The following is a 12,802-nucleotide window of genomic DNA, read 5'->3' as shown; positions in this document are numbered from 1 at the left end:
CTCTGCGGTGTTTTACTCCGCCGCCTCGGCCTGAATGAACCCGCCCGACTGACGGTGCCAGAACCGGGCATAAAGCCCGCCACGCTCCAGCAGCGCCTCGTGCGTACCGCTTTCCACGATATGTCCGTGATCCAGAACGATGATCCGGTCCATCTCGCTGAGCGTTGATAGGCGATGGGCAATGGCCAGCACCGTCTTGCCCTGCATCACCCGGTGCAAGGCGGCCTGAATCGACGCCTCCACCTCGGAATCCAGCGCCGAGGTTGCTTCATCCAGCACCAGAATCGGTGCGTCCTTCAGGATGGCCCGAGCGAGCGCAATGCGCTGTCGCTGCCCGCCGCTGAGCTTCACCCCACGCTCGCCCAGATGCGCGTCATAACCGGTACGGCCCTGCGCGTCCTCGAGGCCCAGAATAAAGTCATGCGCTTCGGCTTTGGTGGCGGCCTCGATCAGTTCAGCCTCGGAGGCATCGGGGCGGCCGTAGAGGATGTTCTCGCGGGCCGAGCGATTGAACATCGCGGTTTCCTGCGTGACCATCCCGATCTGGCGGCGCAGGCTGTCCTGCGTCACTGTCGCGACATCCTGCCCGTCGATGCGAATATCGCCTTTTTCCCCGTCATAGAGCCGCAACAATAGCGAAACGAGGGTGGATTTTCCAGCACCCGAGGCCCCGACAATGCCCAGTTTCTCACCCGGCGCTGCGGCGAAATGCAGATCGGAGACACCGCCAATATCACGACCATAGGCAAAGCTGACGTGATCAAAGGCGATCTCGCCCTCGGTAACGGTCAAAGGCACTGCATCAGGCGCGTCCTCGACCCGGTTACGCTTGGCCAGCGTGTTCATCCCGTTCTCGATCTCGCCGACATTGGCGTAAAGGCCCATGAGCGTAAAACTGACCCAGCCGGTCATCTGCGAGATGCGGATCGACACTGCCCCTGCGGCCACGATATCCCCAGCCGTCGCCGTACCCACCTGCCACAGCCACAGCGTCGCCCCGATCAGCAGAACCGGCAGCACCCCTGCCAGCACCATCAGGATAAAGCGGAAGCTGGCCGACAGCCTGCCGAAATCCAGAGACCTTTCGCGCAGGTCGACCATCGAGTTGCGCGCGGCCTGATCTTCGAACGCGGAATGGGCGAACAGTTTGACGGTTTTGATGTTGGTGATCGTATCCACCACCTGCCCCGACACCATCGCCCGCGCCCCGGCCCGCGCAGCCGAGCGTTTGCGGATGCGCGGCAGATACCAGCGCACCAGCAGGAAATAGACCACCAGCCAACCCGCAAACGGCAGCATCACCAGCGGATGAATAGACCCCAACAAAAGCAAAGAGCCCGCAAGTGAAGCCAGCGCAAAGACAATGGCGCTGATCGTCTCGGACACGACCGACGTCATCGCGTTCGAGGTTTGCATCTGTTTCTGCGCGATCCGGCCGGCGAAATCATCGTCGAAATAGGTCACCGACTGGCCCAGCGTCCAGCGGTTCAGTTTGGCCAGCACCAGCGGCGCGATATTGGGCATGACGATATAGTTGTTCGACAGCGACGACAGCCCGAACAGCGCCGGACGCAACAGCATGAAAAACGCCGCAGCCCCCAGGATCATCCACAGATTGCCGCCGGCCCAGAGCGTGTCGGGGCGGCTGGCGGTTGCCACATCGATGACACGGCCCAGAATCCACGCGGTTCCGGCCTCCATCGCGCCTGCGGTGGCCGAAAAGAAGGCGGCCACGAACAGCATCGGCCAGGCCCCGGACAGGCACCAGCGAATGAACGCCCCCAGCGTCTGCGGCGGGGGCGTGTCGATGTTTTTGAATGGTTGGATGAGGTCGGCAATCCTCATTCAGCGGCCTCCGGGTTCAGGAAGCCCCCAGATTGCCGTGCCCAGAACTGAGCGTAAAGCCCTCCTTGCGCCAACAGGTCGGAATGACCGCCCTGTTCGACGATGCGGCCACCATCCATCACCAGAATGCGGTCCATCTGCGCAATCGTGCTGAGCCGGTGCGCGATGGCGATCACGGTCTTGCCTTGCATCATGCCGTAGAGCGTTTCCTGAATCGAAGCTTCGACCTCGGAATCTAGGGCGGATGTCGCCTCGTCCAACAGCAAAATCGGCGCGTCTTTCAGGATCACCCGCGCAAGGGTCACGCGCTGCCGCTGACCACCGGACAGTTTCACGCCCCGCTCGCCCACATGCGCATCATAGCCAATGCGGCCCTGCGGATCCTGCAGATCGAGGATAAACTCATGCGCTTCGGCCTGTTTCGCAGCATCTCTCATCTGCGCCTCGGTCGCGCCGGGGCGGCCATAGAGGATATTGGCCCGCACCGAACGATGCAGCAGAGCGCTGTCCTGCTGAACCATCCCGATATGGCTGCGCAAACTGTCCTGCGTCACGGTCGAGATGTCCTGACCATCGATCAGAATCGCCCCCTGCTCCACGTCGTAAAACCGCAAAAGCAGCTTGACCAAGGTCGATTTCCCGGCACCCGAACGTCCGATCAGACCGATCTTTTCGCCCGGTTTGATGGTTAGGTTGACGTGATCCAGCCCACCGGCCTTGCGGCCATAATGATGCGACAGGTCACGGATTTCGATCTGTCCCTGCTCCAGCCGCAGGGGCTCGGCCTCGATCTCATCCAGCAGTTCGATGGGCTGCGCGATGGTCTCCATCCCTTCGGCGACGACACCGAGTTGACGGAAGAAACTGGTCAGGGCCCACATGATCCAGCCGGTCATGGAATTGAGCCGCAGCGTCAACGCTGTCGCCGCTGCGACCACCCCAACCGAAGCGCTGCCCTGCATCCACAGAACAAGCGCCCAGCCGACAACCCCAACGATCAGCATGCCATTCAGTGTGACCAGCACCGCATCCATGATGGTGAAGATCCGCATCTCGACCTGAAAGGTGTGCCGGGTTTCCTCGATGGCTTCGCGGGCATAGTCCAGTTCCTGCGAGTCATGGGCGAACATCTTGACCGAATGGATGTTGGTATAGCTGTCCACCACACGCCCCGTCACAGCCGAACGCGCATCGGATGCGGCCTTGGAGGCCGGCCCGACCCGCAGAACCGCCCAGCGCACCAGCAACGCATAAAGAGCAAACCAGATGACCAGCGGCAGCAGCAGACGGGGATCGGCTGCCATCAACAGAATCCCCGCGCCGACCAGATAGGCCAGTGAAAACGAAATCGCGTCGAAGACCTGAAAAACGGCCTCACCCGCCGCCGGAGGGGTCTGCATGATCCGATTGGCAATGCGGCCGGCAAAATCATTCTCGAACCAGCCAACCGACTGACGCAAAACATGCTTATGCGCACGCCACCGGAAGATGGTGCCGATATTCGGCAGGATTGCGTTGTTCAACAACAGCACGTCGACGACATGGAGCAAGGGCCGCAGCAGCAGGACAAACGCCGCCATCAGCATCAGCTCGGTACCGTGTGCTTGCCAGACTTCTGATGGCGCGCCGGACAGCAGATCGACGACACGGCCCATGTAGTAGATCAATCCGACCTCGACCGCGGCCACGACAACCGAGATCAGGCCTGCCCACAGGAACACGCGATAAAACGGACGGGTATAGTCCAGCATGAAGGGCCAAAGCCGCGTGGGCGGCGTATCGACTTCTTCATAGGCGACAAAAGGGTCAACAAGGTTTTCAAAATAGCGAAACATGGAGGGTGCTCCGATTGAGCAGAAAATAGGTCATGCGAAGAAAGATGGCGCCAGAACACCACCCCTACGGGTCACGTGTTCCGGGCTTTAGCCGAACCAGATCCCGTAATACATTCGCATTCCCCCCTCCATTATGAGATAGGCGCACCCTGCCAAATCAAATCGAGTTTGTCATCCCCTTTTGAGACTTCCCGCTAGTCCGCCAGCAAATCTTCGCGGCTGAGCGCGAAATCCGACGCGATCCAGCGCGCCTCAAGCTCGGCCAGTTTTGCGCCCAGAGCCGGGCCCGAAAAGGCGGGGATCAAATCCGCCGCTTTGATCGGAAAACTGGCCGCGGCCCCTTGCTCCAAGGCGCGGCGCAGGCCGTCGGACCAGGGCTGTTCCAGAAATGCGCAACGCAAAAGCGTCTCGTGCAATCCACCTTCCGCGCCATAGCGATAGCCCAGTTCTGCGACGCTGGTCGTCGCCATCGCCTCGTCGCGCATCCGGGTCAGGCGCTGCAGCTGCGCCTTGCTGAGACGTAGGGTTTTGGCCACCTCAGGCGGAGCAATCGCGGCCAAACGGCGAATCGCTTCGGGCGTGGCGTGGGCGTCTTGCTCCAGCTGGATCAGGATCGCCAAAGCCCGGTCATCCGCGCCGGGCAAAAGCCGTGCCAAAACACCCGTGCTGCGCATTGCGGCGACCGACGGCGCGGGGTCGGGCGCAGCCAGAAGCTTCAGCATCTCGGCCCCGACGCGTTCGCGGGAAAGTGTCTCTAATCCGTCCAAATTCGCGGCAATCGCATCAAGCGCATCGGGATCAAACCCCTCGTCCGCATCGCCATACCAGGCGTGAAACCGGAAATATCTGAGCGACCGTAGGTAATCCTCGCGGATGCGATCACTGGCCTCACCAATGAAGCGCACATGCCGCGCCTGCAGATCCGGCAACCCGTTCAGAGGATCAAGGATCGTGCCGTCAGCTCGGGCATAAAGCGCGTTCATGGTGAAATCACGGCGCGCGGCGTCTTCTTCGACCTTGTCGGAAAAGGCGACGACGGCGCGACGGCCATCGGTTTCGACATCACGGCGGAACGTGGTGATCTCATGCGGGATTCCACTGCTGACCACCGTGATGGTGCCATGCTCGATCCCTGTCGGTACCGGCTTCAGGCCCGCCAGTTGTGCCAGTTCAACCACATGTTCGGGCCGCGCATCGGTCGCGATGTCGATATCCGAGACCTGCGCACCAAGCAGCGCATTGCGCACACAGCCACCTACGAACAGCGCCTGAACCCCACCTGCGGTCAGTGCGGCGCATACCTTCTGCGTTGCTGCTTCGGTAATCCAGTCTTCGGTAATCCGCATCATTCGCTCATCCGCGCCGCCAACCCTCGCAGCATCCGCGCCGTCGCGCCCCAGATGTAATAGGGGCCATAGGGCACAGCATAGTAATATCGCCTTTGTCCGCGCCAGCGGCGCGACTCGACGACATAATTCTCCGGGTTCAACACATGCGCAAGCGGGACCGAGAAAACCTCATCCACCTCACCGGGTTCGACTATCGTGTCGAAAGTCGTTTCGAGCACTGCAACGACCGGCGTTACCGCAAAAGACGTCACCGTTTCATGTGTCGGCAGATGACCCAGAATACACGGCAAGTCGATCGGCAAACCGATCTCCTCCTGCGCTTCGCGCAAGGCCGTAGCGGTGACATCCGCATCACCTTCATCCTGTTTGCCGCCCGGAAAAGCGATCTGCCCCGGGTGGTGTTTCAGCGCTGACGAACGCTTGGTCAGGATCACCTGAGGTGCGTCATAGGCCAGAGAAACAGGCACTAACACGCCAGCAGGGCGCAGTTTGCGCCCTGCTGGCAGCACCGTCTCGGGGTTCAGATCAAAGTCACTGGACCCGGAGCCGTCGCGGCCCAGCGCCGCTGTCAGCTCTGAGATCAGATCACGCGCCATCCGGGCCTTCGGCCTCGAACCCGACGGTCGCAGGGTCCAGCACATAATGCGCGCCGCAGAATTGACAGTCTGCTGTGACGGTGCCTTCGTCCGTGGTCATTGTCGCAATATCCTGCGCCGAATAGATCGACAGGCTTTGACGCACGCGATCTTCGGAACAAGTGCAACCGAATTTTACCTGCTGCGCATCATAGACGCGAGGCTGTTCCTCGTGGAACAAACGTACCAGCAGGTCAGTCGGCGCAACCGACGGCCCAATCATCTCCAGATCATCCACGGTGTCGAGCAGGATGTTGACGCGGCCCCAGTTCTCGCCCTCTTCACCGTCTACCAGATCTGAGGCGGTCAGTATCTCTCCGGTCCCCTCGCCCGATGCGGCAAAGGGTGAGGCCTTGGGCATGTGCTGCAGCATGATCCCACCCGCGCGCCAGTGTTCACCAACACCGGGTTCGGTCGATTTGCCGAAGCTGAGCGAGAACCGGGTCGGCAGCTGTTCGGACTGCGCAAAATAGGCCTCGGCACAGGCGCTCAGCGATCCTCCGGCCAGCGGGGTGATGCCCTGATAGGGATGCGTGCCCTCGCCTTGGTCGATCATGATCGCGAAGTACCCGTCACCCACCTGATCAAACGGGGCAGCGTCGGTCAGACGATCCCTGTCAAAGCTGGCATAGGCGCGGATCTGCGCGGGTTCACCTTCCTGCTGAGGTGCATAATAATCGGTCGCGATCATACGCACCGCGCCTTTGGATTGCACCTGCAGAGACAGCTTCCAGCGCAGCGACACCGTTTGCCCGATCAACGCGGTCAGCAGGGCCATCTCAGCCACCAGTGCCTCGACCACTTCGGGGTAGTCATGCTGCTTCAGGATGCCGCCCAGCACCCCATCCAGCCGGGCCACGCGACCACGCATGTCCGGTACATCGAGTTGAAATGGCAGGACGGTATCGTCCCACGCGATTTTGGTTCCAAGAGACATGAGGGTTTCCTTACACGCCACAGGTTGGCATACCGCCACCATATAGGTCGAACAGATTGGGTTGAAAGGGGCCATACATGATCAGACGGTTCGGTGAAAGCCCCGAAGCCGGGCGGACATATACGCGACGCGTCGGTGTCTATTCCTTGTTGCCGCAAGGCAACCGCCTGTTGCTGACCTGTCAACTGGAACCCGGCCCCGATCTGCAACTGCCCGGCGGCGGCATCGATCCGGGCGAATCCCCGATCACTGCCTTGCACCGAGAAGTGTTCGAAGAAACCGGTTGGCTGATCGCCGCCCCGCGCCGCGTGGGCGCGTTCCGCCGGTTTACCTATATGCCCGAATACGATCTGTGGGCCGAGAAGATCTGCCTGATCTATCGCGCCCGCCCCGTCCGCCGTATCGGTCCCCCGACCGAGCCGTTTCATGAAGCCTTGTGGATGGAGACCACGGACGCCGTGCATCTGCTGGGCAATGAGGGGGATGCCTATTTCGCCCAGCGGCATCTGCAGGGGCTGCTTTAGGTCCCGTTATATTCGAAGAACACGGCCGAGACGTCATCCTCCAGCCCGTGATCCGGCGACATGACCTGAGTCAGGTGCCAGAACATATCGTCCAGGAATTCTGAGCCTACATTCTCGGTCAGGCACTCGGTGGCCATCTGCTGCAGACCGCCCTCGTCCAGCAAGCTGCCATCCCTGAGGCGGCATTCAGTGAACCCATCAGAATGAAGCAGCAGCTTGTCGCCAGGCTGCATATAAGTTTCGGTCTGCTGAAAGCAGACATCCGGTAACAGGCCGATGGGCAAGCCGCCCTCGCCCAGAAACTCAGCCCCGCCATCGGCGCGCAACAGCAAAGGATGTGGGTGCCCGGCCTGCACCATCTTCACGTGCCCGTTGCGCAGATCGACGATGGCGTAGACCATTGTAAAATATTCCTCGACCCCGGCATCGGCGATCAGGCGCGAGTTCAGCTGCTCCGCGACCTCCTCAGGCGGCAGCAAGGCGTAGAACTTGTTGAAGCGCCGCTCCATCGCGACGTTCTGGTCGAAATACGTGCTGGACAGATACCCACCCAGCCGCGCCGTCATCATCGCCGATGTGATCCCGTGGCCAGAGACATCGATGCTGTAGAAGCCCAGCCGATTGACGCCGGGCGAGAACATGCCCACCAGATCGCCGCCGATATGACCACAAGGTTTCAGCAACAGGCTGACGCGGGACTTACCAAATTGCCCGGTCAGTTCAGGCACCAGAGATTCCTGAATTTTGCGAGCCTGCATCAGGTCCTTGTCAATGGCATCATGCGCCAGTTTCAGTTCATCCAATGCAGTCTCGATCAGGCGGTTTTTCTTGGACAGTTCACGCTGCATGTCCAGAATCCGGGCACCGGCCGAAATGCGGGCGCGCAGCTCATCAGCCTCCAGCGGTTTGATCAGGAAATCATCCGCCCCTGCATCCAGTCCCTTCGCGACCTCCTGCTTTTCGCTTTTTGAGGTCAGCAGGATGAAATAGCTATATTGCTCGGTTTCGAGCCCACGAAAGGCGCGGCAGAATTCCAGCCCGCTCATCCCCGGCATGACCCAATCGCTGAGCACCAGGTCAGGTCTGTTGTCTTTACACAGGTCAATCGCGGCCTCACCCGTATCGGCCTCAAGCACCTCAAACCCCCACTTTTTAAGTGAGGCAACCAGAATCCGCCGTTGCAGCCTGCTGTCATCCACCACCAGAACCCGACGGATCGCGCCGAAGTCCAGCTCAACCCGGCTGTCTGATTGACCGACTTCCGGCACCATTAAATCCCTGTGCTCATCCAATATCTCAGTTGGGCCAACGCTAAGACCGCTGGTTTAACATCTGGTGAAAAACCGCACGCCTAGAGCTTAACCACTTCTTTACCGCTGCGGCGGTATGCACAGACCAACCGCAAGAGGGTGGCATGATACAGTGGTCCAGAGTCAGGCAATTGCGCGACGAGGTCGGCGCGGATGAGTTCGACGAGGTGGTCGAGATTTTCCTGGACGAAGTGCAAGAGGTGATTGCCAAACTGCGCCAGGATGCAGGGCGTTCCGAGATGGAGCAGAACCTGCATTTCCTGAAAGGCAGCGCGTTGAGCCTTGGTTTTGATAGCTTCTCGAAGCTTTGCCAGGACGGAGAGCGCCGTGCCGCCGCGGGTGAAAGTGCCGCCGTTGATCTACCTGAGATTTTCGCGGCCTATGACGAGTCGAAAACACTGTTTCAGACCGGTCTGGCCGACAACCTGCGCTAGATCACAAACTGCGCCAATGTCTCGTCTTCGGTGATGTCCGTATAGGTGAACCCGGCCTCATCCAGATGCGCGAACAGACGCATGAAATTCTCGGGCTTACGGGTTTCGATCCCGATCAGGACCGATCCAAAATTGCGCGCCGATTTCTTCATGTATTCGAAACGTGCGATGTCATCTTCGGGGCCGAGGATGTTCAGAAACTCCTTCAACGCTCCGGGGCGCTGCGGCAGGCGCAGGATGAAGTATTTCTTCACTCCGGAATATCGCTGGGCGCGCTCTTTGACTTCGGGCAGGCGTTCGAAATCGAAATTACCGCCTGAGGTCACACACACCACGGTCTTGCCCCGGATAAAGCTTTGAATATCGCCCAGCGCCTCGATCGCCAGCGCGCCGGCGGGCTCCAGCACGATGCCCTCGACATTCAGCATCTCAATCATGGTGGTGCAGATGCGGTCTTCGGACAATGTCAGCACATCCGACAGGTGACGCGATTTCAGCAGCTCAAAGGGTTTTTCACCGATCCGGCCCACCGCCGCGCCATCGACAAAATTGTCCACATGGTCCAGCGACACCGGATGCCCCGCTGCCAGCGCGGCGCGCAAACAGGCCCCACCCGCTGGCTCGACAAACAAACAATGCGTGCGGTCGCCAAACCAGGTTGCTACTCCTGCGGACATGCCGCCACCGCCCACAGGCAACAGCACATGATCGGGAATGCTGCCCAGTTGTTCCTCAATCTCAGCCGCAAGCGAGGCCTGACCCTCGATCACATCCTCATCGTCGAAAGGAGACAGAAAATGGCCACCCTGTTCCGCGCACCATTTCTGCGCGGCAGCCAGTGTGTCATCGAAATAGTCGCCGATCAGGTGAACCTCGATATTGTCGCCGCCAAAGATGCGGGTCTTCTGGATCTTCTGCTGCGGCGTGGTCACCGGCATGAAGATCACACCCCGCACGCCCAGATGCTTGCACATATAGGCCACACCCTGCGCGTGATTGCCCGCGCTGGCGCAGACAAACAGATCCTGCCCCTGCTGCTTGCGCATAGCGTTGAACGCACCACGAATCTTGTAGGACCGCACCGGGCTGAGGTCTTCACGCTTGAGCCAGATTTCGGCCCCGTAACGGTCAGACAAATGGGCATTCCGCTGCAACGGCGTTGCGGGAAACACAGAGCGCATTGCCTGTTCGGCGGCGCGGGCGCGGGTCATGAAATCGGTCATGTCGATTTCCCTGCCCGATCGCCGCTGAAAGGGCAAGGAATACATATGTGTACGCGGGTCAGGAGAGTTCGCGCTTTTCGATGAAGACGCCATAGATCGTCGTCAGGATGCTGACATTGATCAATGGAACCACCAGCATCATGGCAAAGACCACAACCAACGGCCCAATGATCGGAACAAACAGCAATATAGATGCCAGAAACTGAAGCAGCATCTGAAACAGCGCCGACAGGATCACCAACAGGACAATTGCACCCTCGGCACCAGCTGTTGCCTGCCAGGCTTCCGACAGCTTCAGGTTTCGTCCGATTGCCGCACCGGGCAGGATCGGAGAAACCCGATAGAATGCCACCGTCAGCAATACGACAACCAAAAACCAGACCAGGATTCCCACCACCGCCGGAGCTTGCCCCAACATCCCTATGACAAACATGGCCGGGATCATAGCGACTGCTGCCAGCAGCAGCAGCATCAGGAGTCTCCCAAAATAGGCCAATACGCGATCCGATCTGAATGCGGGAAGAAAACCGACCGGATATTCTTCGAGCAGCACGAAACGATGCCAGGACACGACGATCCAAAGCATGATCGTAAAAATCGAAAGCAGCACACTCAGAAGAAAGCCTGCAATCGCACCTGACGAAGCGGCGTCAGGCAAGCCGTTCGGCTCCGTCGAGATATCCTCGAATGAAATGCCAAACAGAACACTGAGAGCTATGACGATCAGGCCTCCAATCAGCGCAGGCACCAACGAAATCTGGAGAGCCTGCTTCAGGTTCCTCAAAACCATCTTCACCGAATGCACGAGTATTTCTAATCCCTGCATAAATACTGCCCCCTCAACCAATCCTTGTTCTCTGTCCGCCCGTTTCACCTGAATTCCCGCCCTGCGTCAATCCACGCTGCTTGCCCCCGCGTCCAAAACCCGTTAGGGGCCAGTCGTTCTACGCATAAAGGGAAGTCAGATGTCCGCGCCCAAGAAAGTTGTTCTGGCCTATTCCGGTGGCCTTGATACCTCGATCATTCTGAAATGGCTGCAGACCGAGTATGGTTGTGAGGTCGTGACCTTCACCGCCGATCTGGGTCAGGGTGAGGAGCTTGAGCCCGCGCGCAAGAAAGCCGAGCTGCTGGGGATCAAACCCGAGAACATCTATATCGAAGACATCCGCGAGGAATTCGTCCGCGATTTCGTCTTCCCGATGTTCCGCGCCAACGCGCAATATGAGGGGCTGTACCTGCTGGGCACCTCGATCGCACGACCGCTGATCTCGAAACGCCTGGTCGAGATTGCTGAGGCAACCGGCGCTGACGCTGTCGCCCATGGTGCGACCGGCAAGGGCAACGATCAGGTTCGCTTTGAACTGGCCGCTTACGCGCTGAACCCCGATATCAAGGTGATCGCGCCGTGGCGCGAGTGGGACCTGACCAGCCGCACCAAGCTGCTGGAATTTGCGGAACAGAACCAGATCCCGATTGCCAAGGACAAACGCGGCGAGGCGCCCTTCTCGGTCGACGCGAACCTGCTGCACACCTCGTCCGAGGGCAAGGTTCTGGAAGACCCCGCCGATATGGCGCCCGACTATGTCTATCAGCGCACCGTCCATCCCGAGGACGCGCCGAATGAGCCCGAATTCATCGAAATCGGCTTTGAAAAAGGTGACGCGGTCAGCATCAATGGCGAGGCGATGAGCCCGGCCACCATCCTGACCAAGCTGAACGAATATGGCGGCAAGCACGGCATTGGCCGTCTCGATCTGGTCGAGGGTCGTTTCGTGGGCATGAAATCGCGCGGCATCTATGAAACGCCGGGCGGCACCATCCTGTTGGAAGCGCATCGCGGGATCGAGTCCATCACCATGGACCGTGGCGCGATGCATCTGAAAGACCAGCTGATGCCGCAATACGCCGAGCTGATCTATAACGGCTTCTGGTACTCGCCCGAGCGTGAGATGCTGCAGGCCGCCATCGACAAGTCGCAAGAGCACGTCACCGGCACCGTGCGGGTGAAACTGTACAAAGGTCTGGCCTCGACCGTTGGCCGTTGGTCTGATCATTCGCTCTATTCCGAGGCGCATGTGACCTTTGAGGAAGACGCTGGTGCCTATGACCAGAAAGATGCAGCTGGTTTCATTCAGCTGAACGCGCTGCGCCTGAAACTGCTGGCCGCACGCGACAAGCGGCTGAGCAAGTAAGCGAACTCACATATCGACACCAAAGCCTGGCAATCCTTTGGATGCCGGGCTTTTTTGTGGGCGTCTTCCCGCTGCGTCAGGCTTGATCGACGCATGGGAGTGTCTTTACGCATACGTCAATCAGGAAAAGGACGGATCATGCTGCAGGACATCGCCGACGGGATTCAAAAAGGTCTGGATGGCAAGAACTTTGACGGATCGCTCAAATTCGATTGCGGCGATGACGGCGTGATCGTTTTGGCCGACAACACAGCTTCGACCGAAGATCGTGAGACAGACTGCACCATCCGCATCTCGCAGGACAACCTGACCAAGCTGCTGACCGGAAAGCTGAACCCGATGACGGGGGTTGCACTGGGTAAGCTGAAGATTTCGGGCAATATAGGTGTCGCGATGAAGTTGGGGCAGTTGCTGGGGTAACGGGCGATCACGGATAAACTCGTCTCACCAGCACGTGACAAACGATGTCAGCGCATTGCAAGCGGGTGAAACTGAGGGCAGCTTGGTCTCGGAAGGAG

The 12,802-nt window shown here is 59.5% G+C and carries 12 protein-coding genes; 4 read left to right on the top strand and 8 right to left on the bottom strand.

The genetic code is table 11. The features are described 5' to 3' along the window. Nucleotides 1–12 precede the first annotated feature (12 nt). From ACR3EM_RS14505 to hslO, 5 genes are all read right to left on the bottom strand, one after another. Nucleotides 13–1,845 (bottom strand): ABC transporter ATP-binding protein, encoded by a 1,833-nt coding sequence (locus tag ACR3EM_RS14505; RefSeq protein ID WP_480471355.1) that lies wholly within the window; start codon nucleotides 1,843–1,845, stop codon nucleotides 13–15. Next, a complete protein-coding gene (locus ACR3EM_RS14500; protein ID WP_480471354.1) occupies nucleotides 1,842–3,680 on the bottom strand; it encodes an ABC transporter ATP-binding protein in 1,839 nt (612 codons plus the stop codon). The genes ACR3EM_RS14505 and ACR3EM_RS14500 overlap by 4 nt, the downstream gene beginning before the upstream one ends. 194 nt (nucleotides 3,681–3,874) lie before the next feature. Continuing rightward, nucleotides 3,875–5,029, bottom strand: coding sequence for a CCA tRNA nucleotidyltransferase (locus tag ACR3EM_RS14495; RefSeq protein WP_480471353.1), 1,155 nt, complete (start codon nucleotides 5,027–5,029; stop codon nucleotides 3,875–3,877). After that, nucleotides 5,026–5,625, bottom strand: coding sequence for a CoA pyrophosphatase (locus ACR3EM_RS14490; protein ID WP_480471352.1), 600 nt, complete (start codon nucleotides 5,623–5,625; stop codon nucleotides 5,026–5,028). Before ACR3EM_RS14490 ends, ACR3EM_RS14495 begins: the two co-directional genes overlap by 4 nt. Further along, complete coding sequence (hslO, locus tag ACR3EM_RS14485; RefSeq protein WP_480471351.1) at nucleotides 5,615–6,601, bottom strand: Hsp33 family molecular chaperone HslO; 987 nt, start codon at nucleotides 6,599–6,601, stop codon at nucleotides 5,615–5,617. Before hslO ends, ACR3EM_RS14490 begins: the two co-directional genes overlap by 11 nt. A 77-nt stretch (nucleotides 6,602–6,678) precedes the next feature. On the opposite strand from hslO, the gene ACR3EM_RS14480 reads away from it, so the two are divergent. After that, nucleotides 6,679–7,125, top strand: coding sequence for an NUDIX hydrolase (locus tag ACR3EM_RS14480; RefSeq protein WP_480471350.1), 447 nt, complete (start codon nucleotides 6,679–6,681; stop codon nucleotides 7,123–7,125). On the opposite strand, the gene ACR3EM_RS14475 is transcribed toward ACR3EM_RS14480, so the two are convergent. Next, nucleotides 7,122–8,396: a PP2C family protein-serine/threonine phosphatase gene (locus tag ACR3EM_RS14475; RefSeq protein ID WP_480471349.1), complete on the bottom strand. Its 1,275-nt coding sequence runs from the start codon at nucleotides 8,394–8,396 to the stop codon at nucleotides 7,122–7,124. The two genes, ACR3EM_RS14480 and ACR3EM_RS14475, sit on opposite strands and share 4 nt — an antisense overlap. A gap of 143 nt (nucleotides 8,397–8,539) precedes the next feature. On the opposite strand from ACR3EM_RS14475, the gene ACR3EM_RS14470 reads away from it, so the two are divergent. After that, entirely contained in the window at nucleotides 8,540–8,869 is a 330-nt protein-coding gene (locus tag ACR3EM_RS14470; RefSeq protein WP_480471348.1) for an Hpt domain-containing protein, read from the top strand. Here ACR3EM_RS14470 and ilvA read toward each other — a convergent pair. Together ilvA and ACR3EM_RS14460 are read right to left on the bottom strand one after the other, a co-directional pair. After that, the gene (ilvA, locus tag ACR3EM_RS14465; protein ID WP_480471347.1) at nucleotides 8,866–10,092 is read right to left on the bottom strand and encodes a threonine ammonia-lyase IlvA; all 1,227 of its coding nucleotides are present in this window, start codon (nucleotides 10,090–10,092) and stop codon (nucleotides 8,866–8,868) included. The genes ACR3EM_RS14470 and ilvA overlap by 4 nt on opposite strands. A 58-nt stretch (nucleotides 10,093–10,150) precedes the next feature. Continuing rightward, nucleotides 10,151–10,882 (bottom strand): hypothetical protein, encoded by a 732-nt coding sequence (locus ACR3EM_RS14460; protein WP_480471346.1) that lies wholly within the window; start codon nucleotides 10,880–10,882, stop codon nucleotides 10,151–10,153. A gap of 175 nt (nucleotides 10,883–11,057) precedes the next feature. Between ACR3EM_RS14460 and ACR3EM_RS14455 the strand changes: the two genes are divergently transcribed. Next, a complete protein-coding gene (locus ACR3EM_RS14455) occupies nucleotides 11,058–12,284 on the top strand; it encodes an argininosuccinate synthase (RefSeq protein WP_171171502.1) in 1,227 nt (408 codons plus the stop codon). A 138-nt stretch (nucleotides 12,285–12,422) separates the two neighbouring features. Then, nucleotides 12,423–12,704: an SCP2 sterol-binding domain-containing protein gene (locus ACR3EM_RS14450; protein WP_480471345.1), complete on the top strand. Its 282-nt coding sequence runs from the start codon at nucleotides 12,423–12,425 to the stop codon at nucleotides 12,702–12,704. Nucleotides 12,705–12,802 lie beyond the last annotated feature (98 nt).

This window comes from Ruegeria sp. AH3 (assembly GCF_056536265.1).
This window is presented reverse-complemented; position numbering and strand designations above follow the sequence as displayed.